Here is a 26,300-nt window from a genome sequence, read left to right on the forward strand (position 1 = left end):
TCACGCTTACCAACCGTTCCTGTCGGGCATGCAGCGGAATAGAGTCAATCGACGGTGCGCCACCGCGCGAGACGGCATATCCCAAGTCGTCGCTGTCGAGCACCCTTTGATTCGTATACAGCCCGTTCATACATCCGCATCCGCCCCCATGACCACAAGTCGTGGGGGGATCACTGCCGAGGACGGATCACGTCATGCCGCGTCCCATGCCACGTCCGACCACCGCACAGATCACCTACGGGTCGGTGACCGTCGTCTTCTCGACGCTCGCGATGCTCCTGCTCTCCCAGACCTCCTCGGGAGTCGGCATCGCGGTGATAGCCCTGGCCGCCCTCGGCCTCGGCTTACTCGTCGCCATGACGGTCCCGCTGCCCAAACAGCCCGCCGCGCGCGCCGCGCGTTCCGTCCCGGTGGCCGCCTCCACCGGCGAGCGCGTCCCCGGGCAGCGCGTCGCCGGGCAGCGCGACTCCGTGCTCGCCGACTCCGTGCGCGAACCTACGCGCTGACCACCACGGTCTTGGCCGCCTTGTCGTGCAGGCCCTGCTTGTAGGGCTTGTCGAAGAAGCTCCAGCCGCCACAGATCGCCGTCCAGATACAGGCGCAGCAGAACGCGAAGGGCAGCCAGAGAACGGCCGCGCGGGCCAGCGCCGTCGACACGGTCGGCGTGGCCCCGTCGTTGAGGTTGGCCACCCGCATGCCCAGCCACTTCTTGCCGAGCGTCTGCCCGGTCCTGGAGATCAGGTAGGTGTCGTAGGCGATGTAGAGCAAGGCGGCCAGCAGTGACTGGCCGAACGACCTGCCCGTGTTCACCTTGTCCGGGTCGATGTCGTACTCGGACGTGCCGAACAACCACGTCAGCAGCCATACGACGACGCCCACCAGAATCATGTCGATGATGCGGGCCAGCACCCGCTTGCCGCTGTCGGCCAGCGGAGGCATCCCGGCGAGCGGGTCCGGCCCGCCGAGGCCCCCGGCACCACCGCCGTACGGGTCGCCGCCGTAGGGCGGGGGCGGGGTGCCGTAGGGCGAGCCGCCGCCCGGGGGCGGGGTGTCGTACGGGGATCCGCCGCCCTGCGGGGGTTGCGGCGGCTGCTGCGGGGGCTGTTTCTTGAACGGGTCGTCGTCCGGCGGCGGGTACTGCGGCGGTTCGGTGCTCATGGCCCGAGTCGATCGCGACGGCACCTGCTCCGCATCCGGCGAGCGGCCGACCGGGTTAGGGCACGGGCTCCTACCCGGCCACGAACGTGTTCGCCGCCTTGTCGTGCCAGCACTGGCGCCATGGCCGGTCGAAGACGCACCACACGACTCCGACGACGCCGATCACCAGGACGCCGGGGATGCTGTACACCAGCCAGCGCTTCAGCGCCGCCCCGAACGTCGGCGCCTCGTGTTCCTCGATGTCCCGCACCTCGATGCCGCAGACCTTCTTGCCGAGGGTGCGGCCCCACTTGGCGGTGGGCAGCGCTTCGTAGACGACGCCGAAGAGCAGCAGGACGGCGAGGATCAGGCCGAAGTAACCCGCGGTGGTGCCGTCCAGGAGCCAGACCGTCGTCTTCTCGCCGGAGAGCTTCGCCGCGTCGATCTTGCTGTCGATGTGGTCGGCGGCCTTGGTGCCGAGCGGCAGCGCGGCGGCGCCGGTGACGGCCGCGAGCACGACGGTGTCGATGAGACGTGCGGCCAGGCGTCGGCCGAGCCCGGCGGGGCGGGCCGCGGTCTGTGCCCGGACGCTCGCGAGGAACGGGTCCTCGGCGACCGGCTTCCAGGGCACGACGGGCTGCCCATCGCCCTGTTGGGCGGGGGCGGCGGGGTTCTGTGCGAGCTGGTGCACCTGCTGGGCCCAGGAGGGCGAGCCGCCGCCGGGCCCCGAGGTGACGGGGGTGGGGACACCGCCCTGCTGCGGGACGGAGGGCTGCCGGGGCCGGGGCTGCTGGGTCTGGGGCGGGGTGGGCGCCTGGGGGACCTGGGCCGCCTGCGCCGCCTGCGCCGCCTGCGGTGCTTGGGGCGCCTGCGGTGCTTGGGGCGCCTGCTGGGCCTGATCTGCCCGCGGGGCTTGAGGGGTCTGCGAGGCTTGGGGGGTCTGCGGGGCCTGGGGGGTCTGCGGGCTTTGCGGGGTCACGCCCCCCTGTTGCGGTACGGAGGGCTGCACCGCCGCAGCGGTCCTGCCGCCGCCCTGCCGCGCCGACTTGGGGCGGATCGCACGGATCGACATCGTGCCGTCGGTACCGGGGGACGGGGCGGGCCGCACCGGCCCCGTCGGCCGACGGAACGTCACCGTGCCCTCGCCGGCGGTCGGCTTCGCGGCACCCGGCGCCACCGGGCGGATCGTGACGGTGCCGGGGTCGCTGTCGTCGTGCGACGGCTCCGGGGTGGTCTCCTCGGCGCCGACCGGACCGGGCGCCGCGTCGCTCGGCACGCGCGGGTCGGGCCGGCCGGGCGCACCGCCCCAGGACACCTTGTGGTCCGGCTCCCCACCGAGTCCGGTCTGGCGGCCCGCGTCGGCGTGCCAGGCGGAGGCGGGCTCGGGCCGCGCCGCCTCGAACCGGCCCGTCTCGGGGTCCCCCTGCTCGGACTGGCCCGCGTGCGGCGCCTCGTCGAAGAAGACGGGTCCCGTCTCCTCGGCGGCGGGTACAGCGGGAGCGGCGGGGGTGACGGGCGCGGCAGGGGCCGCGGGGGCGACGGGAGCGGCGGTCGCACCGGGCGGAGGCGGCAGCGGCTCGCCGTCGGACGGCGCGGGACGGCTCGTACCGGGCACCCAGGCGGCACCGTTCCAGTACCGGACATATCCGGGAATGGACGGGTCGGGGTAGTAGCCTTCGCGCGGCCGGTCGTCGCCTGGGGCCGGAGTTGGGGCGCTCATGTCCGTCGTCCCGTATCTGCTCGGGGGTCTTTTGGGGGCTCCACATCTATCAGACCTCCGTGTCCCGTAGAGCGGGTCCCGCCCTACGGACCACTTTCCGGGCACGGTCCCCACACATCCCCCGCGTCCCCCACGTCCCCTCCCCTGCCGCGTCCGCGAAGTCGTCCGGAGAAAGTTGCCGGAACTCGCGTAATGCTCCGGCGATCCCGCGCTCTCCACTCGTACGGGTCCGCTCCCAGGACCCCTACGTGAGCTACGAGGAGAAGGAAGGGCATCGACATGCACTCCGTGGTGGAACGCGAGCTGGAGCTCAAACTGGTCCTGTCGCCGGAACGGGCCGTCCCCGTCCCGGCCCGCCTCACCTACCGCACCGCCGACCCCTACGCCGTCCACATCGCCTTCCACATCGGCTCCGAGCACCCGGTGAACTGGACGTTCGCGCGGGAGCTCCTGGTGGAGGGGGTGTTCAGGCCGTGCGGCCACGGTGACGTGCGGGTCTGGCCGACGAAGGTGGACGGACGCAGTGTCGTCCTGATGGCGCTGAGCTCACCGGACGGCGACGCCCTCCTGGAGGCGCCTGCCGCCGCGGTGTCGGCGTGGCTGGAGCGGACGCTGCGGGTGGTCCCTCCGGGCTCTGAGGGCGAGCGGCTCGGCATCGACGACGGCCTCGCCGAGCTGCTCGCGCCTGCCTCGGGCCGTGGCCGTGTGGACGAGCTGTGGCTGCGCGACCCGTGGCCCTCGGACGAGTCCAAGGACGGTGAGTGAGCTCCGCCGCCACGGGGGCGATGACGGAGAGACGTACTCATACACGTACAGGTCAGAACAGTTTGCCCGGGTTGAGGAGTGAGTGCGGGTCGAAGGCAGCCTTGACGGCCCGCTGCATCTCCACTCCCACCGGGCCGATCTCGCGCGCCAGCCACTCCTTCTTGAGGACGCCGACACCGTGTTCGCCGGTGATGGTGCCGCCGAGTTGGAGACCGAGGGCCATGATCTCGTCGAAGGACTCGCGGGCGCGCCGGCCCTCGTCGGGGTCCGTCGCGTCGAAGCAGACGGTGGGGTGGGTGTTGCCGTCGCCCGCGTGCGCGCAGACCCCGACGGTGAGGCCGTACTTCTCGCCGATGCGCTCGACGCCGACGAGCATCTCGGCGAGTCTGGAGCGCGGTACGCAGACGTCGTCGATCATCGTGCTGCCCTTGACGGCTTCGAGTGCGGTGAGCGACAACCGGCGCGCCTGGAGCAGGAGTTCCGACTCGGCGGCGTCCTCGGCGGGGACGACCTGGGTGGCGCCTGCGGCTTCGCAGAGCGCGCCGACGGCGGCGAGGTCCGCGGCGGGGTCCGGGGTGTCGAAGGCCGCGAGGAGGAGCGCCTCGGTGGTTTCGGGCAGGCCCATCTGGGCGAGCGCGTTGACGGCTTTCACCGTCGTACGGTCCATCAGTTCGAGGAGCGACGGGACGTGGCCGCCCTCCATGATCCTGCAGACGGCGTCGCAGGCGGCCTCGGCGGAGGGGAACTCGGCGGCGAGCACGAGCTGCTGAGGTGGCTGCGGTTTGAGGGCGAGGACGGCGCGGACGACGATGCCGAGACTGCCCTCGGAGCCGACGAAGAGCCGCGTCAGGTCGTATCCGGCGACGCCCTTGGCGGTGCGGCGGCCGGTGCTCATGAGCCGCCCGTCGGCGAGGACGACGTCGAGCCCGAGGACGTACTCGGCGGTGACCCCGTACTTCACGCAGCACAGGCCGCCGGACGCGGTGCCGATGTTCCCGCCGATGGTGCACGTCTCCCAGCTGGACGGGTCCGGCGGGTAGTAGAGGCCGTGCTCGCCGACCGCGCGGGACAGCGTGGCGTTGACGACGCCCGGCTCGACGACGGCGATGCGGTCGACGGGGCTGATCTCCAGGATGCGGTCCATCTTGACGAGGGACAGGACGATGCAGCCGTCGCTGGCGTTGGCGGCGCCGGACAGGCCGGTGCGGGCGCCCTGGGGGACGACGGGGACACGCAGCTCGGTGGCGGTGCGCATCACGTGCTGGACCTGCCCGACGGTGCGGGGCAGGACCACGACGGCCGGGTCGCCCGCCGCGCAGAAGCTCGCCATGTCGTGGGCGTACGAGGAGGTGACGTCCGGGTCGGTGAGGATCGCCTCGGCCGGCAGGCCGTCCTGGAGGAGTTCGACGAGAGTGCGGCTCATGATCACAGCGTCGCACCCGGGGCCATCGGTGTGAACCCGTGTGCGACGCCGTTCCGCACGCCGGGATGTGCTCTTCGTATGGACGGCAGTGGCGCACAGTGACGACATGAGGCCTTCGGTGAAGCGTGTGCTGATCGGCTCCGTGGCGGGGAGCGTGGTGCTCGGCGGTGTGCTGGTGCTGCTGCCTCCGGACGGCGGCGGGAAGGCGAAACCGCCCGCGCTCGGTCCGGCCGGCCGGGCGATGGCGGCCGTGGGGGCGGGGGCGCCGGCGGCGCTGCCGGATCTGGCGGTGCTCATCGCGGAGCGCGAGGCGCAGGTGCGGGCGCATCCGGGGGACGAGCAGTCGTGGGCGGTGCTGGGCTCGGCGTATGTGGCGCGGGCCGTGCGGACGGCGGACTTCAGGGATTTCCCGAAGGCGGACCGTGCGCTGCACACGTCGCTGAGGACGAAGCCGGACCGGAACCCCGAGGCCCTGACGGGGCTGGCCGCGCTCGCCAACGCCCGCCGCGACTTCCGTTCGGCCCGCAAGTGGGGCGAGTCGGCGGTGAAGCAGGCGCCGAAGCGGTGGACGGCGTACCCGGCGCTGATCGACGCGTACAGCGGGCTCGGCGACGCGAAGGGCGTGGACCGCGCCCTGAAATCCTTGCAGGAACTGGGTTCGGGGTCCGCGGTGCTCGCCCGGTCCGGGCAGGTCTACCGCGACCGCGGCTGGCGCGAGGACGCGAACGCGGCGCTCACGGACGCGGCGGCGCTCGCCGTGGCCCCGGCCGCGAAGGCGGCGGCGCTGCACCGGGTGGCGGAGCTGGCGTGGGAGCGGGGCGAGCCGACGGTGGCGCTGCGCTACTACGACGCGGCGCTCGCCGCGGACGCCGAGCACCATCCGTCACTCGCGGGCCGGGGCCGCGCGCTCGCCGCGCTGGGCCGCTCCTCGGAGGCGCTGCTCGCGTACCGCTCGGCGCTGACGAAGCACCCGCTGCCCGAGTACGCCCTGGAGTTGGGCGAGTTGTACGAGTCGCTGAAACTGGCTCCGGCGGCACGGGCCCAGTACGACACACTGCGCACCTTGGTGAAGCAGGAGAAGGCCCGCGGCATCGGCATCAACAACGAACGCGTCCTGGGCCTCCTGGACGCGGACCACGGTGACGCCGACGCGGCGGTGCGGCGGCTGACCGCGGAGTACAAGCGGCACGCCGGCCCGGAGACGGCGGACGCGCTGGGCTGGGCGCTGCACCGTGCCGGGGACGGCGAGGCGGGCCTGAAGCTCGTGACGAAGGCGATGGACAAGGGCCCGCGCAGCGCCCTGTTCGCGTACCACCGGGGGGTGATCGAGCGGGAGTTGCAGTACTACGGCGCGGCCCGCCGCCACCTGAACGAGGCGCTGCGCATCAACCCCTACTTCTCGCCGCTCGGCGTGCCCGCGGCGAAGCGGGCGCTCGGTGCCCTGGGCGAGCCGCCCGAGGGCGGGCCCGCCCAGCTGTACGCGTCGCCTCAGGAGCGAAGCGGGGCCGCTCTGCCGAGCCGCCGGACGGGCACGAGGGATTCGGGCCCGTCCGGCGATTGAGGACGAGCTGGGCGCAGCCCGCGATCCACGTCGCCTAGAGGTTGCCGCGCTTCTCCTGCTCGCGCTCGATCGCCTCGAAGAGCGCCTTGAAGTTGCCCTTGCCGAAGCCCATCGAGCCGTGGCGCTCGATCATCTCGAAGAAGACGGTCGGGCGGTCCTGGACCGGCTTGGTGAAGATCTGGAGCAGGTAGCCGTCCTCGTCGCGGTCGACGAGGATCTTCAGCTCGCGGAGGGTCTCGACGGGGACGCGGGTCTCGCCGGCCCAGTCGCCGAGGGTGTCGTAGTACGAGTCGGGGGTGTCCAGGAACTGGACGCCGGCCGCGCGCATCGTGCGGACGGTCTCCACGATGTCGTTCGTGGCGAGCGCGATGTGCTGGACGCCGGCGCCGCCGTAGAACTCCAGGTACTCGTCGATCTGCGACTTCTTCTTCGCGATGGCGGGCTCGTTGATCGGGAACTTGACCTTGAGCGTGCCGTCGGCGACCACCTTCGACATCAGCGCGCTGTACTCGGTCGCGATGTCGTCGCCCACGAACTCCTTCATGTTCGTGAAGCCCATGACCTTGTTGTAGAAGCCGACCCACTCGTTCATCTTGCCGAGCTCGACGTTGCCGACGCAGTGGTCGATCGCCTGGAAGGTCCGCTTGGCCGGGGGCTCGACGATCGGGTTCGCGGCCACGAAACCGGGCAGATACGGGCCGTCGTAGTCGGTGCGCTCCACCAGGGTGTGGCGGGTCTTGCCGTACGTGGCGATGGCGGCGAGGACGACCTTGCCGTTCTCGTCCTTGACCTCGTAGGGCTCCGTGATGCCCCGTGCGCCCTGCTCGACGGCGTAGGCGTACGCGGCACGCGCGTCCGGCACCTCGATGGCGAGGTCGACGACGCCGTCGCCGTGCTCGGCCACGTGGGAGGTGAGGAAGTGGCCCCAGTCCGTGGAGGCCTTGATGACGGAGGTGAAGACGAAGCGCGCACCGCCGTTGGTGAGGACGTAACTCGCGGTCTCGCGGCTGCCGTTCTCCGGTCCGGAGTAGGCGACCAGCTTCATGCCGAAGGCCGTGGAGTAGTAGTGCGCCGCCTGCTTGGCGTTGCCCACGGCGAAGACGACCGCGTCCATTCCCTTGACCGGGAAGGGGTCGGCCTCGCGCGCGGTGTCGGGTGTGGTGTGGGTGGTGGTCTCAGTCATGGCACGAGGCTCCCGCCGAACCACAAGGTGCGCAATAGTTCGCGTTTTCAGTGGTCAATCTGCCCAGTGGATGCCCAGGATGGGCGGGCTATCTGTACATCATGACCACCTTGGAGGCGGCATGGCGATCGATCATCTGGACGGCAGACTCATCGTGCTCCTGGCGCGGGAGCCGCGTATCGGGGTTCTTGAGGCGTCCCGCAGGCTCGGCGTGGCGCGCGGCACGGTGCAGGCGCGGATGGACCGGCTTCAGTCCAATGGAGTCATCCGCGGCTTCGGCCCGGAGGTGGATCCGGCGGCCCTGGGCTACCCGGTGACGGCCTTCGCGACGCTGGAGATCAAACAGGGCCAGGGCGCCGACGTACGGGCCCATTTGGCGTCGGTCGCCGAGGTGCTCGAACTGCACACCATCACCGGTCACGGCGATATGCTCTGCCGCCTCGTGGCCCGGTCGAACGCGGATCTCCAACGTGTGATCGACCGGGTCGTGGGCTTTGATGGCATCGTCCGGGCCTCCACGGCGATCGTCATGGAAAACCCCGTTCCGCTGCGGATCATCCCGCTGGTGGAGCAGGCGTCCGAAGACCCCTGAGTCACCCGCACCCCCGCGTCACTGACCTGTGTGCAGCTTCTGAGCAGCTACGGAAAGGCGAGGTGAGCACTTCAGTGAACTTCTGGGACTACCTCGGCAACCGCCACCAGCAACTGCTGACGGACGCGTTCCAACACGCGAGCGCCGTCTTCCAGTGCATGGTCGTCGCCACCCTCATCGGCGTACTGATCGGCGTCCTCACGTACCGCAGCGAATGGGCGGGGAACCTCGCCACGACCACCACGTCCACGATTCTCACCGTCCCGTCGCTCGCCATGATTGGTCTGCTCATCCCGATCGTCGGGCTCGGTGTCGCACCGACCGTCATCGCGCTGACCCTGTACGGGCTCCTCCCGATCGTGCGCAACTCCATCGTCGGTCTGCGCGGCGTCGACCCGTCGCTGATCGACGCCGCCAAGGGCATCGGCATGTCGCGCCTCGCCCGCCTGTTCCGGGTGGAGCTGCCGATCGCCTGGCCCCCGATCCTGACCGGCATCCGCGTCTCCACCCAGATGCTGATGGGCATCGCGGCCATCGCCGCGTACGCGTCCGGGCCGGGACTCGGCAACGAGATCTTCCGCGGCATCGGCTCGCTCGGCAGCAAGAACGCGCTCAACCAGGTGCTCGCGGGCACGCTCGGGATCATCGTCCTCGCGCTGCTCTTCGACGCCGCGTACGTCCTGATCGGCAGGCTGACCATCCCGAGGGGGATCCGTGTCTGAGACCACCGCGAGTGAGAGCGTGCCGAGCGAGGGCGCGACAGCCGAGGGCGCCGGGCGCGCCGCCACCACCTCCGGGGCGACGATCGAGCTGGAGAACCTCACCAAGCGCTACCCCGGCAGCAGCGAGCCCGCCGTGGACAGCGTGAACATGGAGATCAAGGCGGGCGAGATCGTCATCTTCGTGGGACCTTCCGGCTGCGGGAAGTCGACGACCCTGAAGATGATCAACCGCCTGATCGAGCCGACGGGCGGCCGCATCCGCATCAACGGCGAGGACGTCACCGACATCGACCCGGTGAAGCTGCGCCGCAAGGTCGGGTACGCGATCCAGTCCTCCGGGCTCTTCCCGCACATGACCGTCGCGCAGAACATCGCGCTCGTGCCGAAGATGGTCGGCTGGGGCAAGGCGAGGATCAAGTCCCGGGTGGAGGAGATGCTGGACCTGGTGGGCCTCGACCCGGGCGAGTTCCACCACCGCTACCCCCGCCAGCTCTCCGGCGGCCAGCAGCAACGCGTGGGCGTGGCCCGCGCCCTGGCCGCCGACCCGCCCGTCCTCCTCATGGACGAGCCGTTCGGCGCCGTCGACCCGATCACCCGTGACCATCTCCAGGACGAGCTGATCCGGCTCCAGCACGAGCTGCACAAGACGATCGTCTTCGTCACGCACGACTTCGACGAGGCCATCAAGCTCGGCGACCGCATCGCGGTCCTCCGGGAGCGGTCGCACATCGCGCAGTTCGACACCCCGGAGGCCATCCTCACCAACCCCGCCGACGACTTCGTCTCGGGTTTCGTGGGCGCGGGCGCGGCGCTGAAGCGCCTCAACCTCACACGCGTACGGGACGTGGAGATCGCCGACATCCCGACAGTGACCGTCGACGACCCGCTCCAGGACATCTTCGACAAGCTGCGCGGAGGCACCACCAACGAACTCCTCCTGCTCGACAAGCGCGGCCGCCCCTACAAGTGGCTGCGGCGCGGCGACCTGATGCGCGCCAAGGGCTCCCTGGCCCGCGCGGGCACCCTCGTCCACGACACGGTGACCCGCGACGCGACCCTCCGCGACGCGCTCGAAGCCGTCCTCACCGACAACGCGGGCCGGGTCGCCGTGACCGGGCGGCGCGGCGAGTACACGGGCGTCGTCGACATGGAGACCCTCATGAACTCCGTCCACGAGATGCTGGAGGCCGACCGCCTCGAAGCGGTGGAGCACCAGCACGAGTTGGAGGAACAGCGGGCCCGCCTGACCCAGCACGAGCAGGAGGGCTACGGCGGGGAGGCGAAGGCGTGACCGGCACCGCCGGGGGCACGCCCCGGATCCCCGACCCCAAGCCGAAACCGAGGGAGGCGTCCCGTCCCGAGGGCGAGCACGAGGTCAAGGGCCTGGCCTTCCGCGACGAGGGCGAGGCCGAACTCGAAGCACCTCCGGCCGTACTCGCCGCGCGGCAGCCGCGCCGCGTCACCTGGCAGAAGCTGACGTTCCTGCCCGCCGTGCTCGCGGTGATCCTCCTCGCGACGTGGTGGTGGTTCCAGCAGGCCGACCTCGACGCGATCTCCAAGAACGCGCTGGCGAACGGAAATGTCTGGCTCCGCCTGCGCCAGCACATCGAGCTGACGGCCATCTCCACCTTCTTCGTCCTCATCATCGCCATCCCCCTCGGCATCCTCCTGACCCGCAGGAGGCTCCGCAAAGGCGCACCGGTCGCGATGGCGGTGGCCAACATCGGCCAGGCGACCCCGGCGATCGGCCTCCTGGCGCTCCTCGTCATCTGGCTGGGCATCGGCGAGAAGGCGGCGCTGATCGGCATCATCATCTACGCCGTCCTGCCGGTCCTCTCCAACACGATCGCGGGCCTGAAGGCGAACGACCCGACCCTGATCGAGGCGGCGCGCGGCATCGGCATGTCCCCGCTCGGCGTCCTGTCGAAGGTCGAACTCCCCCTGGCCGTACCGCTGATCCTCGCGGGCGTGCGCACGGCACTCGTCCTCAACGTGGGCACGGCGACGCTCGCCACGTTCGGCGGGGGCGGCGGCCTCGGCGACCTGATCACGACGGGCATGACCAACCAGCGCATGCCGGTCCTCATGCTCGGCTCCATCCTGACGATCGCGCTCGCACTGCTCGTGGACTGGCTGGCGTCGCTGGCGGAGCTGCTGCTGCGCCCGAGGGGCCTGGAGGTGGACGCATGAGGAACCGGAAGCTCGGGATCACCGCGCGCACGGCCGTGATCGCCGCTCTGGGCGGTGCGGTGCTGGCCGCCTGTGGTCTCACCAGCGGCAGCCCGATGGTGGACGACGTCAAACCCGGCACCGTCGGCAAGGGCCTCCCCCTCAAGGGCGTCGACCTGACCGTCACCTCCAAGGAGTTCACCGAGCAGCTCATCCTGGGCGCGATCATGGGCATCGCGTTCGAGGCGGCGGGCGCGGACGTGCTCGACCGCACGGGCATCCAGGGCTCCATCGGCGCCCGTGAGGCCGTGAAGGGCGGCGACGCGGACGCGATGTACGAGTACACGGGCACGGCGTGGATCACCTACCAGGGCAACACCGAGCCGATCACGGACCCGCACAAGCAGTGGCAGGCGGTACGGGACGCGGACCTGGAGAACGGCGTGACGTGGCTGGAGCCGGCCACGCTCAACAACACCTACGCCCTGGCGATGAACCGGAGCAACGCGTCCAAGTACAGGACGAGGACGCTCTCGGACGTGGCGGCCCTGTCGAAGTCGGACCCGAAGGCCGTATCGCTGTGCGTGGAGAGCGAGTTCGCGTCGCGGGAGGACGGGCTGCCCGGCATGCAGAAGGAGTACGGGATGAAGGTCCCGTCCTCCAACATCACCAAGATGGACACGGGGATCATCTACACGCAGGCGTCGAAGGGGTCCTGCACGTATGGGGAGGTCTTCACGACGGACGGGCGCATCAAGGCGATGGACCTGACGACGATGGAGGACGACAAGCACTTCTTCCCCAACTACAACGCGGCCCCGGAGATCAACAGCAAGTCCCTGAAGGAGCACCCGGAGATGGCGGAGGTCCTGGCCCCCATCACGAAGAAACTGAACAACAAGGTGGCGCGGGACCTCAACTCCAAGGTGGACGTGGACGGTGAGGACCCTCATGAGGTGGCGAAGGACTGGCTGATCGAGGAGGGCTTCGTCAAGGAGTAGGGCTGCGGTGGGAGTGGGGCCGCGGTGGCCGGAGCGGGATCGGCCGCTGAAGTAGGTCAGTACCTGACCTACTTCCCTCCTAACGTGGTGCTCGCCCGACGGACCCGTACCCACGGAAGGCGGTCACCACCATGCCCCGCACCGACACCGACACCAACGCCGACACGACGCCCCAGGACGAACCGAGGGTCACCGGCGAGCGTGCCGACCTGCTCGAGGCGCTGACCCACCACCGGACGATGCTGCGCGTCACCGCCCGCGACCTCACCGACGAGCAGGCCGGCCGGCGCACCACCGTCAGCGAGCTGTGCGTCGGCGGCATCATCAAGCACGTCACTTCGGTGGAGAGGGTGTGGACCGCCTTCATCCAGGACGGCCTCTCCGCCCTCGGTGACGTGACCGACATGACCGACGAGGACTGGGCGCAGCGGGCCGACGAGTTCCGCATGCTGCCGGGCGAGACGCTGGCGGGCGTACTCGCCGCGTACGAGCAAGTGGCCCGCCGCACCGACGAGTTGGTGCGATACCTCCCCGACCTGGACGTGTCCCACCCCCTGCCGGAGGCGCCGTGGTGGGAGCCGGGTGGCCGGTGGTCGGCCCGCCGGGTCCTCCTGCACGTCATCGGGGAGACGTCGCAGCACGCGGGTCACGCCGACATCATCCGCGAGTCCCTGGACGGCGCCCTCAGCATGGGCTGAGCCGCGTGGCCGTACGCGCCCCCGTTCAGGCGTCGTCGTCCAGTTTCTCCACGACGCGGACGGAGACGTCGGCCAGGGTGCGCAGTTCCGCCTCGGAGAGGTGGTCGAGGAAGAGGGACCGCACGGCTTGTACGTGCAGCGGGGCCGCCGCCCCGATGGCCTCGCGTCCCGCTTCCGTGATCACCGCGAAGGCGCCCCGCCCGTCTTCCGCGCACTCCTCCCGGACCACGAGACCCCGCTTGATCATCCGGGCGATGTGGTGGGACATCCGGCTCTTCTCCCACTCCAGCGCCCGCGCGAGGTCCTGATACCGCTGCCGGCCCTCCGGCACGTCCGTCAGGTTGACCAGGACCGCGTAGTCCGCGGACGCCAGGTTGGATTCCGTCTGGAGCAGATGCGCGAGGCGGCCGATGAGCCGCTCGTGCAACCGGACGAAGCTCCGCCACGCGTGCTGTTCCTCCGCCGTCAGCCAGTTCACTCCGTCAGTCACGGGGGCGAGTGTAGTGAACTGGTTGACACGTCATCGGACGGCGAGATCAGGATGGGGGACCGGGGTACCCCCTACCCCGTCACGCTCGGGCTGCCGTTCCGGTGGCGTCGGTGACCGGGGTGTTCAGGAGTTGCTGCTCCCAGAGCGTCGCGATGCCGGTGGCGCCCGTGTGGGCCAGGGCCGCCAGCTGGTCCTCCGGTGTGATGCGGTCCGTACGCGCCCAGTCGCGCTGCCACTCGCCCATCACGGCAAGCCATGTGACCGGCACGACCCCGGCCTGGACCATGCGCCGCACCGCCATGTCGTGCGCCTCCGCCGATACGCCGCCGGACGCGTCGGTGACGACGTAGACGTCGAAGCCTTCGCCCGCCGCCTGGATTGCGGGCATCGCCACGCAGATCTCCGTCCACAGGCCGGCGAGGATCAACTTCTTGCGCCCTGTCGCCTTCACGGCGTCCACGACGACCTGGTCCTCCCAGGTGTTGATGAAGGTCCTGTTGATCGGCTTCTGGTCCGGAAACACGTCCTGCAGGGGCTGGATCAGCAGGCCTCCTCGGTCCTCCACGACCGTGGTGAGGATGGTCGGCACTCCGTACCCCTTGGCCGCCTTGGCCAGGCCCACGACGTTGCTGGTCACCATCATCGGCTCGTGGCTGTGGAGGTTGGCGAACTGGTACGGCTGGTGGTCGATCAGTACGAGGACGCTCTCCTCCGGGGTCAGCAGGGCTTCGAGGCCGGTCTTCGGCGACGGCGACGGCGACGGCGACGTGCTCATGGAGATCTCCTCAAGGAGTACGGGCGCGCGAACCGTTCTGGTTGACGCGTCATCTTTCTATATGACACGTCAACTAGTTGTCCAGGGAGGGTTGTTGTGGGGCACCCGGTGTCTTTGATGGTTGCCGGGGCCGCCCGGGGTTTTGCGGAGTGTGGCGGTTCCGGGCCGGGAGTAAAGGGCGCTCCCTTCGGTCGCGTCGGCTGCGCCGATTCCGCTGCGCTCCACCCTTGACTCCCGTCCCTCCACCGCGAGCTGCTTGTTGACCCGGACGGCCAGGGGTGGGGGCAACGGGGACCGCTGGGTCAGTCATCGGCTTTCGCTGCCGGGTGCGGCCCGGTCCATCGTGGGCGGCGGGTCACGGTCACGGCCCCGCCTACCGCGCGGCTTGGCCGCTCGGGCCATCGGCTCGCGTTGCCGGGTGCGGCCCGTCCCAACGCAAGCCGCCCTCACGGTTCGGGTCGGGTCATCGGCTTGCGTTGCCGGGTGCGGTCCGGTTCATCGTGGGCGGGAGTCATGTTCGATGAGCTGTATCCGGCCGGGGGCCGCCCCCCCTCCGGCACCTACTTGGGGAAAGTTGCGAATGAGGTTGCCGCGCGCCCCCTCTGTCGAGCCATGCGCGCCCCTCTCTCATGCGGGCTTGCCCCGGTGGATGCGCGCGATGAGGGGTGGGTGGGGGCGGCGTGCGGTGGTGCGAAGGGGGGCGCGCGCCGGTAGGGTTCACAACTTTCCCCAAGTAGGTGCCGGAGAGGACCGCCCGACCCGACCAAACCCCGAATCCCCGAATCCCCGGGGGCGTACAGGGCTTGGGTGGGGGCGCGCGGCCAAGGCATTCGCAACTTTCCCGAAGTAGGTGCCGGAGGGCGCGGCCCGAGGCGCTCCCGGACGGGCACGGCACATCGACCATGACTCCCGCCCACGATGGACCGGGCCGCACCCGGCCACGAGAGCAGATGGCCCGCCCCGGACGGTGAGGGCGGCTTGCGTTGGACCGGTCCGCACCCGGCGATGAACGGCAATGACCCACCCACCCGGATCCGCCGCCTCACCCCTGGCCGTCCGGGTCAAGAAGCAGCTCGCGGTGGAGGGACGGGAGTCAAGGGTGGAGCGCAGCGGAATCGGCGAAGCCGACGCGCAGCGCAGCGGAGCGCCCTTTACTCCCGGCCCGGAACCGCCACACTCCGCAAAACCCCGGGCGGCCCCGGCAACCATCAAAGACACCGGCCCACCGAAGTCACCGCTACCGTTTTCTCGGTACGTCAAGTTCCGCCCAGATCGTCTTGCAGGGGCGGAGCGGGAGCGGCCCCAAGTCCGTTCCCCAGCGGTCCGCGAGCGCCTCGATCAGGAGCAGGCCCCTCCCCGACTCCGCCTCGGCGGAAGGCCTGCGCGGATGCAGAGGCGGGCTGCGGTCCGCCCGCGCGTCCGTCACCTCGATACGCAGCGTGTTCGCCGCGCTGAGCAGGAGGCCGAGTCGAAAGCTCCGGCCCGGCACGTGACCGTGCAGCACGGCGTTGTTGGCCAGCTCGGCGACGACGTGCTCTGCGGCGTCGCTCGGGCAGCCCCAGCTGTGCAGTTGCTCCCTCGTCAGGAGCCGGGCCAGTCGCGCGCCTCTCCTCGTCGCGGAGAGCAAGATCGTGAACTGGCGTACGGGCGTGGGGGTTTGGGGCCGGGTGGTTTCTTGGTTCACGTCACTCAGCGTGGCGGGCCGTGCGTAGCGTGAACAGGGCGGCGCGCTGTGCGTGCGGGGTCTGTCCGGACGTTGTCCCGGCTTGTCCCGGCTGTCCATGTAGGCGACCGGGTACGTGTGCGCGTTGGTTCGGGCGGTACGTCGGAGGTGGGTGCTGTGGAAGAACGTAACGACGGTGTGGACGAGCCGGGTTGGGACGTCGACCCGGAGGACGAGATCAGCTCGGTGGTCGAGATGGTCGGCCATCAGCTGAGGCTGCGGAGGGAGACGGCGGGGATGAGGGTGGCCGAGTTCGCGGCGGCCATCGGGTACGGGGAGGACCTGGTCCGCAAGGTCGAGCGCGGGGCACGCATCCCCCGCCCCGAGTACCTGGACCGGGTGGAGGAAGTGGTGGACGCCGGTGGGTTCGTCTCCGCGATGAAGAAGGAGATGAGGGAAGCCAGGTACCCGAGGAAGGTCCGCGAGCTTGCCAAGCTGGAGGAGCGGGCGGTCGAAGTAGGGCTGTACAGCAACCACAACGTCCACGGTCTGCTGCAAACGGAGGAGTTCGCGCGGGCCTTGCTGGAGACGCGGAGGCCTACATACGCAGTCGAAGATCTGGAGCGCCTTGTCGCTGCGCGAATGGCTCGCCGATCGATTTTCGACCGCTCACCTGCGCCTGAACTCAGCTTCGTACAGGAGGAGGTGACCCTACGGCGGCCGATCGGGGGGACAATGGTGCTGCGGCGGCAGCTCGAACGCCTTCTGGAAGTCGGCGAGTTGCGGAACGTCGAAGTTCAGGTGATGCCCACTGATCGAGGCGACCACCCGGGAACTGGAGGCCTGATCGAGTTGCTCAAGTTCGGTGACGGGACAGCTGTGGGCCGCTCTGATGGAGAGTTCGGCGGCCGTCCAGTCTCTGATCCGAGGCAGCTCCGTATTCTTGAACTCCGGTATGGCATCATCCGGGCCCGCGCTCTCACGCCGGGAGAGACGCGAACCTTCATCGAGGAAGTGCTGGGAGAAACATGATCCGCAAGGGCACTACTGGTGACCGCCTCGAACTGGAGTGGTTCAAGAGCAGCTACAGCAGCAGCAGCAACGGCGAAGACTGCGTCGAGATAGCCACCACCCCCGCCCACATCCACATCCGCGACTCCAAGACCCCCCACACCCCCCACCTCACCCTCACCCCCTCCACCTGGTCCGCCTTCGTCACATACGCCGCTTACGCCTCGCAGGACTCAGAGGCGTAAGACCAAGGGACCAGCAAGCCCCCACCCCCGGACAGGGGTAAAAGCAGCCCACGCCTCTTACCCTGGCGTGCATGACTGACGACACCGGCGGCGTACTGAGCAAGCCCTACAGAGCCCTGAGCATCGGCATCGTGTCCGTCGTACTGCTCATCGCCTTCGAGGCGACCGCCGTAGGGACGGCGATGCCGGTGGCGGCCAGGGAGCTCGACGGCGTGTCGCTGTACGCCTTCGCCTTCTCCGGGTACTTCACCACGAGCCTCTTCGGCATGGTGCTGAGCGGCCAGTGGGCGGACCGGCGAGGACCGCTCGGCCCGCTGGCGACAGGCATCGCCCTGTTCGCAGCGGGGCTGTTGCTGAGCGGCACCGCCGGGGCGATGTGGCTGTTCATCGCGGGGCGGGCCGTGCAGGGGCTCGGCGGAGGCCTGGTCATCGTCGGGCTGTACGTGATCGTCAGCCGCGCCTACCCCGAGCATCTGCGGGCTTCGATCATGGCGGCGTTCGCGGCGAGCTGGGTCGTGCCGTCGGTCGTGGGGCCGCTGATCTCCGGGTCGGTCACGGAACACCTCGGCTGGCGCTGGGTGTTCGTCGGCATCCCCGTCCTCGTGCTCGCGCCGCTCGCGCTCGCGCTGCCCGCGATACGGCGGACGGCGTCGGGTCCGGTCGACCCGGACGCGCCGGTCGCCGCGTTCGACCGGCGCCGCATCCGGCTGGCGCTCGGGATCTCGCTGGGCGCGGGGCTGCTCCAGTACGCGGGGCAGGACCTGCGGTGGCTGTCGCTGCTGCCCGCCGTGGTCGGCGGGGCGGTCCTCGTGCCGGCGGTGCTCGGACTGCTGCCGAAGGGGACGTACCGGGCGGCGCGTGGCCTGCCGTCGGTCGTGCTGCTGCGCGGCGTCGCGGCGGGGTCGTTCGTAGCGGCGGAGTCCTTCGTACCCCTCATGCTCGTGACGCAGCGCGGGCTGAGCCCGACCATGGCGGGGCTCTCGCTCGCGGTGGGCGGGGCGACATGGGCGCTCGGGTCGTACGTGCAGTCGCGGCCTCGGATGGAGCCCTACCGGGCGCGGCTCGTCGCCGCGGGCATGGTGCTCGTCGCGGCGGCCATACTCGCCGTGCCGACGGTGCTCATCGAGTCCGTGCCCGTGTGGATCGTGGGGGTCGCGTGGGGCTTCGGGTGCTTCGGCATGGGCATGGTGATCGCCTCGACCAGCGTGCTGCTGCTGCGGCTGTCCGCGCCCGCGGACGCGGGGTCGAACTCGGCGGCGCTGCAGATCTCGGACGGTCTGTCGAACGTGCTCCTGCTGGCCGCCGGAGGTGCCGCGTTCGCCGCGCTCGGGGGCGGCACGGTGGGCGCGGGCCACGGCGCGGACGCGGCGGACGGTGCCGCCGGGTCGCATCCCGCCGCGTTCGTCGCCGTCTTCGTGCCGATGGCCGTGGTCGCCCTGGTCGGGGCGTGGGTGGGGACGAGGCTGCAGGGCCCGCAGGTGCCGGAGGAGGCCGCGGCGGGCGACGCGGCGGTCCCGGCGGCGGACGAGACGGGGCTCGTGGTGACCGACGTCGTGACGGACGTACGCATGGACGTCCTGTCGGACACGGCACCGGACGGGCGGGCGGAGGGCTAGGCGAGCGGAGGGCCAGGCGGGCCCGCCGTCCGGGCGGGTGCGTCGGGCACGTCACCCCTACTTGCGCACGCGGAACCGCAGCATCGTCACCCCGCCCGACTGCACGTTGCCGTACGGCTCCAGGTCGATCCGGTCGAGGCCCGGCGGTGTGAAGCGGACGCCGTCGCCGAGCAGCACCGGCAGCACGTACACGAGGATCTCGTCGACGAGACCGCGTCGCAGGCACTGGGCGGCCAGGTCGGCGCCGAGGATCTCCAGGTTCTTGTCGCCGGCGGCGCGGCGTGCCGTGGCAACGGCCTCCTCGATGTCGCAGGTGAGGAAGGTGACGTCGGGGTCGGGATCATCGGGCGGGCGGTGCGTGAGGACGAAGCGCGGCCCGCCTTCGTAGTCGGGGTTCTCGTCGGACATGCGCTTGCCGACCTCGTACGTGCCCCGGCCGATGAGCATCGCGCCCGTGGCCGCCATGACCTCGGGGAACGTCGCCGACGTCATGTGCTCGAAGATCCAGTCCATCGTGTGGCCGGGACCGGCGATGAAGCCGTCCAGGGACATCACCCTGTTCACGACCACTTTGCCGATGCTCGCGTCCGTCATGCGTCGTCTCCAAGCAGGTGGAGGGCCGGGATCGCATCGTAGGCCGGGGAGCGGCATCTTCCCCTACGGAAGCCGTGACCTGGACGGACATCGCCGTACCGGCGTTCCGAGCGTTTCGCGCCCCGTGTGAGACCTGTCGCACCCGCCCCCGTCACCGCCTCGGCCTCAGTGGAACGTCAACGCATCACCGGTAAGGTGGCCCGGTTGTCATACGTGCCGCCGACCCGCGAACCCGGAGACCGTGACTACCACCAGCGCCGCCGCCAACTCCTCCCACCACCTCTCCCCCGCCTTTCCCGGCCGTGCCCCGTGGGGTACCGCCAACAAGCTGCGTGCCTGGCAGCAGGCGGCGATGGACAGGTACATCCAGGAGCAGCCGCGAGACTTCCTCGCCGTCGCCACCCCCGGCGCCGGCAAGACGACGTTCGCGCTCACGCTCGCGTCCTGGCTGCTGCACCACCACGTCGTCCAGCAGGTCACGGTCGTCGCGCCCACCGAGCACCTGAAGAAGCAGTGGGCCGAGGCCGCCGCCCGGGTGGGCATCAAGCTGGACCCCGAGTACAGCGCGGGACCGCTGAGCAAGGAGTACCACGGCGTCGCCGTGACGTACGCGGGCGTCGGTGTACGGCCGATGCTGCACCGCAACCGCTCCGAGCAGCGCAAGACGCTCGTGATCCTCGACGAGATCCACCACGCGGGGGACAGCAAGTCGTGGGGTGAGGCGTGCCTGGAGGCGTTCGAGCCCGCCACCCGCCGCCTCGCGCTCACCGGTACGCCGTTCCGGTCCGACACGAACCCGATCCCGTTCGTGCAGTACGAGGAAGGGAACGACGGCATCCGGCGGTCCGCCGCCGACTACACGTACGGCTACGGCAGCGCGCTCGGTGACGGCGTCGTGCGGCCCGTCATCTTCCTCTCGTACTCCGGCAACATGCGCTGGCGCACCAAGGCCGGCGACGAGATCGCGGCGCGGCTCGGCGAGCCGATGACGAAGGACGCCGTCAGCCAGGCCTGGCGTACCGCGCTCGATCCGCGCGGCGAGTGGATGCCGAACGTCCTCAAGGCCGCCGACAAGCGGCTCACCGAGGTCAGGAAGGCCATTCCGGACGCGGGCGGCCTCGTCATCGCCTCCGACCAGGACTCCGCGCGTGCGTACGCCAAGCTGATCCGGGAGATCACCGGGACCAAGGCCACCGTCGTCCTCTCCGACGACACCGGCGCGTCCAAGCGCATCGACGACTTCAGCGCCAGTACGGACCGGTGGATGGTCGCCGTCCGCATGGTGTCCGAAGGTGTCGACGTGCCGCGCCTCGCGGTCGGCGTGTACGCCACCACCATCTCGACGCCGCTGTTCTTCGCGCAGGCCGTCGGCCGTTTCGTGCGGTCCAGGCGGCGCGGCGAGACCGCGTCCGTCTTCCTGCCCACCGTCCCCGACCTGCTCACCTTCGCCAACGAGATGGAGGTGGAGCGGGACCACGCCCTCGACAAGCCGAAGAAGGAGGGCGAGGAGGACCCGTACGCCGAGTCCGAGAAGGAGATGGACGAGGCCAACAAGCAGGAGGACGAGGACACCGGGGAGCAGGAGCAGTTCTCGTTCGAGGCGCTGGAGTCCGAGGCCGTCTTCGACCGCGTGCTGTTCGACGGCGCCGAGTTCGGCATGCAGGCGCACCCGGGGAGCGAGGAGGAGCAGGACTATCTCGGCATCCCGGGGCTCCTCGAACCCGACCAGGTGCAGATGCTGCTGCAGAAGCGGCAGGCCCGGCAGATCGCCCACAGCAGGAAGAAGCCGGACGAAGAGGCCGACCTGCTTGAACTGCCCGCCGAGCGGCGGCCCGTCGTCTCCCACAAGGAGCTCCTCGGGCTGCGGAAGCAGCTCAACACGATGGTCGGCGCGTACGTCCATCAGAGCGGTAAGCCGCACGGCGTGATCCACACCGAGCTGCGCCGCACCTGCGGCGGCCCGCCGAGCGCGGAGGCCACGGCGGGGCAGCTGCGGCAGCGCATCGAGAAGGTCCAGGAGTGGGCCACCCGCATGAAGTGACGCTCGGACGGCACGCTCGTACGTTCATGAAGTGACGTTCGAGTAAGGAGCCGGGGGTTCCGAGTGGGGAGTTCGTGTGCGGAGGTGGTGCGTGCGGCCTCCGAGGCGGCCATCGCGTAATGGGGCAATGGGGGGCGCTAGGGGCGTCCCCGTGCCCGGATTCTGGACGAAGTCTTCCGCTCAGCGGGACGGCCTCGCTAATGTCCCCGCAAAGCACACGCCCCGTGGCAGCGCCGCCGCGGAGCGCAGCCGGTGTTCCGACCGGCGGCCTCTGACGCGCGTCGCCCACGGGACCGGCGACGCAACCGCCGCGTAGGGGGGCCGCCGACCCTCACCTAAGGAGTGGGCGTCGTGACCGCGGAGACTTCCCAGACGCTCGACCGAGGACTGCGCGTCCTCAAGCTGCTGGCCGACACCGACCACGGCCTCACGGTCACCGAGCTCTCCAACAAGCTCGGCGTGAACCGCACGGTGGTCTACCGCCTGCTCGCCACGCTCGAACAGCACGCGCTCGTGCGCCGCGACCTGGGCGGCCGGGCCCGCGTCGGCCTCGGCGTGCTGCGGCTCGGCCGGCAGGTGCATCCGCTCGTGCGCGAGGCCGCGCTGCCGGCGCTGCGCTCGCTCGCGGAGGACATAGGCGCGACGGCCCACCTCACCCTCGTCGACGGCTCGGAGGCCCTCGCGGTCGCGGTGGTCGAGCCGACGTGGACGGACTACCACGTCGCGTACCGCACGGGTTTCCGTCACCCGCTCGACCGGGGGGCGGCGGGCCGCGCGATCCTCGCGGCCCGGCAGGGCCTGGTCACGGACCCCGGCTACGCGCTCACCCACGGCGAACTGGAGGCGGGCGCGAGCGGCGCGGCGGCGCCGCTGGTGGGCGTGACGGGCCTGGAGGGCAGCGTGGGCGTGGTCATGCTGGCGGATTCGGTGCCGGAGAGGGTGGGGCCGCGGGTGGTGGACGCGGCGCGGGAGGTGGCCGACGCGTTGCGCTGAGGCCGCGCGGGCGAGCGGTGTCACGGGGCGCGGTCTGTCGCCGGCTCCGCCGTTGCTCGTCCTCAAACGCCGGACGGGCTGAAACCGGTCCTCGCGGGTGCTGAGCAGGCTGGAACCTCGTCCTCGCGGGTGCAGAGCGGGCTGGAACTCCGTTCTCATGGGTGCCGGACGGACTGACGCCCCTCCCCCGCGCGTGCCGGACGGACTGACGCCCCGCTCCCCCGTGTGTGCCGGACAGGCTGACACCCCGTCCTCGTGGGTGCAGAGGGAGCTGGAACTCCGTTCTCATGGGTGCCGGACGGGCCGCAGCCCAGCCTCCGTGCGTGCCGGATGGGCCTGCACCCCGCCTCCCGTGCGTGCCGGAGGGCTGGCGCCCCTACCCGTGCGGGCCGGGCGGGCTGGAATCTCGGCGTCGGGACGGTCACGTAGATTGATCCCGTGTTCTCGTTCTCTCGTCTCACGCGCTCCCAGGCCCTCGCTCTCTGCGCCCTGCCCGTCGTGGCTCTGCTCGCCGTCGCCGGGCTGGCGCCGTTGCCGTTCGCCGTGGCGCAGCCCGGGGGGACCGCCGACGTGCTCGGGAAGCACGAAGGGAAGCCCGTCCTGACGGTCAGCGGCGTGGCCACCCGGGAGACCCGTGGTGAGCTGCGGATGACCACCATCGTGGCCACGGGCCCGCAGATGGACGTGTACCTCGGCGATGTCATCGACGGATGGTTCCGGAGCGACCGGGCCGTGATGCCCAAGGACTCCGTCTACCCCGTCGGCGACGACGTCGAGGAGGTCGAGAAGCACAACCTCGGTGACATGCGGAAGTCACAGGACGCCGCCACGGACGCGGCGCTGAACTACCTCAAGGCGAACGGTGTCGACGACACCGACAAGGTGAAGGTCAAGGCCGACCTCGGGAAGATCGGCGGGCCGAGCGCGGGCCTGTTCCTCTCGCTCGGCATCATCGACAAGCTCGACGGCGACGGCAGCGGCGGCGACCTCACGGGCGGCCGCAAGATCGCGGGCACCGGCACGATCACGGCCGACGGCAAGGTGGGCCCGGTGGGCGGTGTCGCCCTCAAGACGCAGGCGGCGGGCCGCGACGGCGCCACGGTCTTCCTCGTCCCGGAGGCGGAGTGCTCGGACGCTCAGGCCGAGCTGCCGAAGGGCCTGCGACTCGTCCCGATCACGACGCTGAAGGGAACGGTCGACGCGCTGCGGGCGCTGGAAAAGGGCGGGAAGGTCCCGAGCTGCTGACGAGCCGCAGCCCCAACTCGACGAGGCGCCAGCCCACTTGAGCGCGGAGGCGGCGACGCCTCACCCGGCGGGGCGGGGCCGCGCGACGTAACCGTTCGGCGCGCTCCTCGTGCAGCATCAGATGCACGTCAGGGTGCATGGTTCAGCTCCTCTCAGGCGTCCCCGGCCGGTGCCGGGCGGGTCGGGAAGATGTGCGAGTGGACGCGCACCTGCGCCACGTCCGGGGTGCCCTCGGGCGGGGGCGTGCCGCGGTAACTCTCCATGAGCGCTTCGACTTTGCGGCTCAGTTCCGAGGCCTGGGCCGGGGACAGGGTGAGGGTGTAGTCGCTGGTGTCCGCCGCCTCGTCCCACGCGGACGACCACTCGTGCCGTGTCGCGATCCACGTGGTCACCTCTTGGGCGCGCTGCGTCGCGTACTCGTACAGGAGCGTACTGAGCGCGGCCTGCACCTCCGGGTTGGGGTCGCGGATCAACTCCTCGTCGGTACGCGTGCCCTGGTGGGCGGAGCGCCACCACCGCTCCCGGCCCTTGTTGCGGTCCGGGTCGTCCTCGACGAAGCCGTACTCCGCGAGCTGCCGCAGGTGGTAGCTGGTCGCTCCGCTCGACTCGCCGAGCCTGGCGGCGAGTTGGGTCGCCGTGGCCGGGCCGTCGTGGCGCAGGGAGGTGAGCAGGCGCATCCGGAGCGGGTGCGCCAGGCCCCGCAGGGAGCGGGGGTTCAGGTGGTGGACGTTCCGGGGGCGGGCCCCGGAGCGGTCGTCTTCCGTCATGCCCCTCAGCGTAAGCATGCAAAGACTCCGTTGCAACGGTTTTTGCAACGGAGTCTTTGCAACTCGTCGGGCGTCGCCGCGCCGCGCTGCGGCACAGAGCAGCCGCCGGACTTCAGTTCGCGACGGTGAGCACGATCTTTCCCTGGATGTGCCCTCGGGCGGCCCGCTCGTGCGCGGCCCGCGCGTCCGCGAGCGGGAACGTGCTGTCGAGTGTGACCCGCACCGCTCCCGCGTCGATCAGGCGGGCCAGTTCCGCGAGTTGCGCGCCGTTCGACCGGACCTGGGTGAGCGTGACCGTGATGCCCAGCTCCGCGTTCTCGGCGTCGTCGAAGTCGCCGAAGTAGACGGGGAAGAGGGAGCCGCCGCGCTTCAGCGTGCGCAGGAATCGCTTGCTGCGCGGGCCTCCGACCGCGTCCAGGACGAGGTCGGCGTCGCGGACGACGTCCTCGGCGCGCTCCTTGGTGTAGTCGATGAACTCGTCCGCGCCGAGATCGCGCAGGAACGCCTCGTGGGTGCCGGAGGCCACGGCGATGACGCGCGCACCCTTCCACTTCGCGAGCTGCAGGGCGAGGTGCCCCACGCCGCCCGCGGCGCCGTTGACGAGGACGGTGGTGTCGCTCGCGAGCGGGATCGGGCGGTGCCGGGCCTCCTGGAACGGCGAGGGGTGATCGTGCCCGAGCTCGATCAGGTACTGCCATGCCGTGAGCCCGGACATGGGCAGGCCGGCGGCGTGCGCGTGGTCGACCGTGGCCGGCTTGTGGGCCAGGTCGGCCACCGGGGCGGTGACATACTCGGCGTACGCGCCGCTCTGGAGAGCGGCGGGGAAGCGCAGCAGGCCGATGACTTCGTCTCCTACGGCGAAGCGGTGGGCGCCGGAGGCGGCGTCGGCGCCGTCGCCGCCATCGGCCTCGGGGCCGAGGGCCTCCACTACGCCGGAGACGTCCGTTCCCGGGATCAGGGGGAGGTGGAACGGGGGCTTCAGCTCGGGCGGCACGTCGGGCATTCCCTCACGCGCGTACCAGTCGGGAGGGTTGAGCCCGACCGCGTGCACGCGGACGAGCACCTCGCCCGGCCCCAGTTCGGGGATCGGCACGTCCTCGTGGCGCAGGACTCCGGGGGCACCGAACTCGTGCAGCCGAATCGCCTTCATCGTGCGGGGCTTCGGGGTGGACACCGTGGTGGGCATCGGGTTGGCCGCCATCGTTTCTCTCCTGCTCGTGCCGCGGGATACGCTCATCCGGACCAACGATCCACATAAATGGACCAGTGATCCGAATATATGGACCACTGATCCGGATAGTCAAGCGGTCGAGGAAGGGCAGGGCAGGGACAGATGCGGGCCGACGCCAGGAAGAACCGCGACCATGTGCTCGCCGTAGCGGGCGCCGCCATCGCCGAGCAGGGCGTCGACGTGGCCCTGCGCGACATCGCGCGCCGGGCCGACGTCGGGCTCGCGACGCTGCTTCGGCACTTCCCCACGCGCGAGGCGCTGCTCGACGCCCTGCTCCGCACGGGTTTCGACGAACTGACGGAGAAGGCGTGTGCGTTGGAGACGTCGGGTGCGCCCGGGGACGCTCTCGTCTCCTGGCTGCGGGACGCCGTCGCGTGGACGACCGAGTACCGGGGCGTGACGGTACTGATAGCCGCCGCGATCGAGGAGCCCGAGTCCGCGCTCCACGCGTCGTGCGTGGCGCTGCGCGCGGCGGGGGCGCGGTTGCTCGTGCGTGCGCAGGAAGCGGGGGTGGCGCGGGGCGATATCGACGGGGCCGACCTGTTCGCGCTGGTCGCGATGCTCGCCTGGCTCGGCGACCAGCCCTCGCTCGCGCCCCGCGCCGACCACCTCTTCGACGTCGTCACCGGCGCGGTCAGTCCGCGCTGAGGACGCTGTT

The 26,300-nt window shown here is 70.7% G+C and carries 26 protein-coding genes; 16 read left to right on the plus strand and 10 right to left on the minus strand.

Annotated elements, in window-relative coordinates; translation table 11 throughout:
* The first annotated feature begins 206 nt into the window (after nt 1-206).
* On the plus strand, nt 207-506 hold the full coding sequence (locus tag DEJ47_RS14405) for a hypothetical protein (RefSeq protein WP_150168421.1): 300 nt from the start codon (nt 207-209) through the stop codon (nt 504-506).
* Here DEJ47_RS14405 and DEJ47_RS14410 read toward each other — a convergent pair.
* Nucleotides 496-1,158: an RDD family protein gene (locus tag DEJ47_RS14410; protein WP_150168423.1), complete on the minus strand. Its 663-nt coding sequence runs from the start codon at nt 1,156-1,158 to the stop codon at nt 496-498. The two genes, DEJ47_RS14405 and DEJ47_RS14410, sit on opposite strands and share 11 nt — an antisense overlap.
* A gap of 70 nt (nt 1,159-1,228) precedes the next feature.
* The gene (locus DEJ47_RS14415; RefSeq protein WP_150168425.1) at nt 1,229-2,857 is read right to left on the minus strand and encodes an RDD family protein; all 1,629 of its coding nucleotides are present in this window, start codon (nt 2,855-2,857) and stop codon (nt 1,229-1,231) included.
* Between the two features lie 279 nt (nt 2,858-3,136).
* Between DEJ47_RS14415 and DEJ47_RS14420 the strand changes: the two genes are divergently transcribed.
* Entirely contained in the window at nt 3,137-3,622 is a 486-nt protein-coding gene (locus DEJ47_RS14420) for an SsgA family sporulation/cell division regulator (RefSeq protein WP_150168427.1), read from the plus strand.
* A 52-nt stretch (nt 3,623-3,674) separates the two neighbouring features.
* Here DEJ47_RS14420 and DEJ47_RS14425 read toward each other — a convergent pair whose 3' ends face one another.
* Complete coding sequence (locus DEJ47_RS14425) at nt 3,675-5,045, minus strand: FAD-binding oxidoreductase (RefSeq protein ID WP_150168429.1); 1,371 nt, start codon at nt 5,043-5,045, stop codon at nt 3,675-3,677.
* 106 nt (nt 5,046-5,151) lie between these two features.
* On the opposite strand from DEJ47_RS14425, the gene DEJ47_RS14430 reads away from it, so the two are divergent.
* Nucleotides 5,152-6,606 carry a tetratricopeptide repeat protein gene (locus DEJ47_RS14430; protein ID WP_150168431.1) on the plus strand — a complete coding sequence of 485 codons (1,455 nt, stop codon included), beginning with the start codon at nt 5,152-5,154 and terminating at the stop codon, nt 6,604-6,606.
* A gap of 34 nt (nt 6,607-6,640) precedes the next feature.
* Here the strand turns inward: DEJ47_RS14430 and hppD are convergent, their stop codons facing one another.
* Nucleotides 6,641-7,789, minus strand: coding sequence for a 4-hydroxyphenylpyruvate dioxygenase (gene hppD / locus DEJ47_RS14435; RefSeq protein ID WP_150168433.1), 1,149 nt, complete (start codon nt 7,787-7,789; stop codon nt 6,641-6,643).
* Between the two features lie 121 nt (nt 7,790-7,910).
* Here hppD and DEJ47_RS14440 point away from each other — a divergent pair, with 121 nt between their 5' ends.
* The 6 genes from DEJ47_RS14440 to DEJ47_RS14465 all read left to right on the plus strand — a co-directional run bounded on the left by DEJ47_RS14440 (nt 7,911) and on the right by DEJ47_RS14465 (nt 12,971).
* Entirely contained in the window at nt 7,911-8,381 is a 471-nt protein-coding gene (locus tag DEJ47_RS14440; RefSeq protein ID WP_055702366.1) for an Lrp/AsnC family transcriptional regulator, read from the plus strand.
* Between the two features lie 74 nt (nt 8,382-8,455).
* Nucleotides 8,456-9,103, plus strand: coding sequence for an ABC transporter permease (locus DEJ47_RS14445; RefSeq protein WP_150175632.1), 648 nt, complete (start codon nt 8,456-8,458; stop codon nt 9,101-9,103).
* A 19-nt stretch (nt 9,104-9,122) separates the two neighbouring features.
* On the plus strand, nt 9,123-10,394 hold the full coding sequence (locus tag DEJ47_RS14450) for a betaine/proline/choline family ABC transporter ATP-binding protein (protein ID WP_150175631.1): 1,272 nt from the start codon (nt 9,123-9,125) through the stop codon (nt 10,392-10,394).
* 26 nt (nt 10,395-10,420) lie between these two features.
* Nucleotides 10,421-11,293, plus strand: a complete 873-nt coding sequence (locus tag DEJ47_RS14455; RefSeq protein ID WP_150175633.1) for an ABC transporter permease — start codon at nt 10,421-10,423, stop codon at nt 11,291-11,293.
* Nucleotides 11,290-12,273, plus strand: coding sequence for a glycine betaine ABC transporter substrate-binding protein (locus DEJ47_RS14460; protein WP_150168435.1), 984 nt, complete (start codon nt 11,290-11,292; stop codon nt 12,271-12,273). Before DEJ47_RS14455 ends, DEJ47_RS14460 begins: the two co-directional genes overlap by 4 nt.
* Nucleotides 12,274-12,404: 131 nt before the next feature.
* Nucleotides 12,405-12,971, plus strand: coding sequence for a DinB family protein (locus DEJ47_RS14465; protein WP_150168437.1), 567 nt, complete (start codon nt 12,405-12,407; stop codon nt 12,969-12,971).
* 25 nt (nt 12,972-12,996) lie between these two features.
* Here the strand turns inward: DEJ47_RS14465 and DEJ47_RS14470 are convergent, their stop codons facing one another.
* The 3 genes from DEJ47_RS14470 to DEJ47_RS14480 form a co-directional block, all read right to left on the minus strand.
* Nucleotides 12,997-13,461, minus strand: a complete 465-nt coding sequence (locus tag DEJ47_RS14470; protein WP_150168439.1) for a MarR family winged helix-turn-helix transcriptional regulator — start codon at nt 13,459-13,461, stop codon at nt 12,997-12,999.
* Between the two features lie 79 nt (nt 13,462-13,540).
* On the minus strand, nt 13,541-14,236 hold the full coding sequence (locus DEJ47_RS14475; protein ID WP_150168441.1) for a hydrolase: 696 nt from the start codon (nt 14,234-14,236) through the stop codon (nt 13,541-13,543).
* Between the two features lie 1,237 nt (nt 14,237-15,473).
* On the minus strand, nt 15,474-15,920 hold the full coding sequence (locus DEJ47_RS14480; protein WP_150168443.1) for an ATP-binding protein: 447 nt from the start codon (nt 15,918-15,920) through the stop codon (nt 15,474-15,476).
* A 156-nt stretch (nt 15,921-16,076) separates the two neighbouring features.
* Here DEJ47_RS14480 and DEJ47_RS14485 point away from each other — a divergent pair, with 156 nt between their 5' ends.
* The 3 genes from DEJ47_RS14485 to DEJ47_RS14495 all read left to right on the plus strand — a co-directional run bounded on the left by DEJ47_RS14485 (nt 16,077) and on the right by DEJ47_RS14495 (nt 18,771).
* Nucleotides 16,077-16,931, plus strand: coding sequence for a Scr1 family TA system antitoxin-like transcriptional regulator (locus tag DEJ47_RS14485; RefSeq protein WP_398334473.1), 855 nt, complete (start codon nt 16,077-16,079; stop codon nt 16,929-16,931).
* Nucleotides 16,928-17,155, plus strand: a complete 228-nt coding sequence (locus DEJ47_RS14490) for a DUF397 domain-containing protein (protein WP_150168445.1) — start codon at nt 16,928-16,930, stop codon at nt 17,153-17,155. Before DEJ47_RS14485 ends, DEJ47_RS14490 begins: the two co-directional genes overlap by 4 nt.
* A 71-nt stretch (nt 17,156-17,226) precedes the next feature.
* Entirely contained in the window at nt 17,227-18,771 is a 1,545-nt protein-coding gene (locus tag DEJ47_RS14495; protein ID WP_150168447.1) for an MFS transporter, read from the plus strand.
* A 57-nt stretch (nt 18,772-18,828) separates the two neighbouring features.
* Here the strand turns inward: DEJ47_RS14495 and DEJ47_RS14500 are convergent, their stop codons facing one another.
* Nucleotides 18,829-19,365, minus strand: a complete 537-nt coding sequence (locus DEJ47_RS14500; protein WP_150168449.1) for a dihydrofolate reductase family protein — start codon at nt 19,363-19,365, stop codon at nt 18,829-18,831.
* Between the two features lie 241 nt (nt 19,366-19,606).
* On the opposite strand from DEJ47_RS14500, the gene DEJ47_RS14505 reads away from it, so the two are divergent.
* The 3 genes from DEJ47_RS14505 (at nt 19,607) to DEJ47_RS14515 (ending at nt 23,644) form a co-directional block, all read left to right on the plus strand.
* Entirely contained in the window at nt 19,607-21,406 is a 1,800-nt protein-coding gene (locus DEJ47_RS14505; protein WP_150168451.1) for a DEAD/DEAH box helicase, read from the plus strand.
* Between the two features lie 351 nt (nt 21,407-21,757).
* Nucleotides 21,758-22,399 (plus strand): IclR family transcriptional regulator, encoded by a 642-nt coding sequence (locus DEJ47_RS14510; protein ID WP_055568198.1) that lies wholly within the window; start codon nt 21,758-21,760, stop codon nt 22,397-22,399.
* Nucleotides 22,400-22,837: 438 nt separating this feature from the next.
* Nucleotides 22,838-23,644, plus strand: a complete 807-nt coding sequence (locus tag DEJ47_RS14515; RefSeq protein WP_150168453.1) for a S16 family serine protease — start codon at nt 22,838-22,840, stop codon at nt 23,642-23,644.
* A gap of 152 nt (nt 23,645-23,796) precedes the next feature.
* Here DEJ47_RS14515 and DEJ47_RS14525 read toward each other — a convergent pair whose 3' ends face one another.
* Together DEJ47_RS14525 and DEJ47_RS14530 are read right to left on the minus strand one after the other, a co-directional pair.
* The gene (locus tag DEJ47_RS14525; RefSeq protein WP_150168457.1) at nt 23,797-24,411 is read right to left on the minus strand and encodes an ArsR/SmtB family transcription factor; all 615 of its coding nucleotides are present in this window, start codon (nt 24,409-24,411) and stop codon (nt 23,797-23,799) included.
* Between the two features lie 112 nt (nt 24,412-24,523).
* A complete protein-coding gene (locus DEJ47_RS14530; RefSeq protein WP_150175635.1) occupies nt 24,524-25,561 on the minus strand; it encodes an NADP-dependent oxidoreductase in 1,038 nt (345 codons plus the stop codon).
* A 183-nt stretch (nt 25,562-25,744) separates the two neighbouring features.
* Between DEJ47_RS14530 and DEJ47_RS14535 the strand changes: the two genes are divergently transcribed.
* A complete protein-coding gene (locus tag DEJ47_RS14535) occupies nt 25,745-26,290 on the plus strand; it encodes a TetR/AcrR family transcriptional regulator (RefSeq protein WP_150168459.1) in 546 nt (181 codons plus the stop codon).
* Nucleotides 26,291-26,300: the final 10 nt, after the last annotated feature.

Source organism: Streptomyces venezuelae (assembly GCF_008642355.1).
Taxonomy (GTDB): domain Bacteria; phylum Actinomycetota; class Actinomycetes; order Streptomycetales; family Streptomycetaceae; genus Streptomyces; species Streptomyces venezuelae_B.

Excerpts from the sequence above, each read along its gene's own strand:
- DEJ47_RS14405 (WP_150168421.1), top strand. The coding sequence starts at position 207 with ATGCCACGTCCGACCACCGCACAGATCACCTACGGGTCGGTGACCGTC.
- DEJ47_RS14410 (WP_150168423.1), bottom strand. The coding sequence starts at position 1,158 with ATGAGCACCGAACCGCCGCAGTACCCGCCGCCGGACGACGACCCGTTC.
- DEJ47_RS14415 (WP_150168425.1), bottom strand. The coding sequence starts at position 2,857 with ATGAGCGCCCCAACTCCGGCCCCAGGCGACGACCGGCCGCGCGAAGGC.
- DEJ47_RS14420 (WP_150168427.1), top strand. The coding sequence starts at position 3,137 with ATGCACTCCGTGGTGGAACGCGAGCTGGAGCTCAAACTGGTCCTGTCG.
- DEJ47_RS14425 (WP_150168429.1), bottom strand. The coding sequence starts at position 5,045 with ATGAGCCGCACTCTCGTCGAACTCCTCCAGGACGGCCTGCCGGCCGAG.
- DEJ47_RS14430 (WP_150168431.1), top strand. The coding sequence starts at position 5,152 with ATGAGGCCTTCGGTGAAGCGTGTGCTGATCGGCTCCGTGGCGGGGAGC.
- hppD (WP_150168433.1), bottom strand. The coding sequence starts at position 7,789 with ATGACTGAGACCACCACCCACACCACACCCGACACCGCGCGCGAGGCC.
- DEJ47_RS14440 (WP_055702366.1), top strand. The coding sequence starts at position 7,911 with ATGGCGATCGATCATCTGGACGGCAGACTCATCGTGCTCCTGGCGCGG.
- DEJ47_RS14460 (WP_150168435.1), top strand. The coding sequence starts at position 11,290 with ATGAGGAACCGGAAGCTCGGGATCACCGCGCGCACGGCCGTGATCGCC.
- DEJ47_RS14465 (WP_150168437.1), top strand. The coding sequence starts at position 12,405 with ATGCCCCGCACCGACACCGACACCAACGCCGACACGACGCCCCAGGAC.
- DEJ47_RS14475 (WP_150168441.1), bottom strand. The coding sequence starts at position 14,236 with ATGAGCACGTCGCCGTCGCCGTCGCCGTCGCCGAAGACCGGCCTCGAA.
- DEJ47_RS14490 (WP_150168445.1), top strand. The coding sequence starts at position 16,928 with ATGATCCGCAAGGGCACTACTGGTGACCGCCTCGAACTGGAGTGGTTC.
- DEJ47_RS14495 (WP_150168447.1), top strand. The coding sequence starts at position 17,227 with ATGACTGACGACACCGGCGGCGTACTGAGCAAGCCCTACAGAGCCCTG.
- DEJ47_RS14500 (WP_150168449.1), bottom strand. The coding sequence starts at position 19,365 with ATGACGGACGCGAGCATCGGCAAAGTGGTCGTGAACAGGGTGATGTCC.
- DEJ47_RS14525 (WP_150168457.1), bottom strand. The coding sequence starts at position 24,411 with ATGACGGAAGACGACCGCTCCGGGGCCCGCCCCCGGAACGTCCACCAC.
- DEJ47_RS14530 (WP_150175635.1), bottom strand. The coding sequence starts at position 25,561 with ATGAAGGCGATTCGGCTGCACGAGTTCGGTGCCCCCGGAGTCCTGCGC.
- DEJ47_RS14535 (WP_150168459.1), top strand. The coding sequence starts at position 25,745 with ATGCGGGCCGACGCCAGGAAGAACCGCGACCATGTGCTCGCCGTAGCG.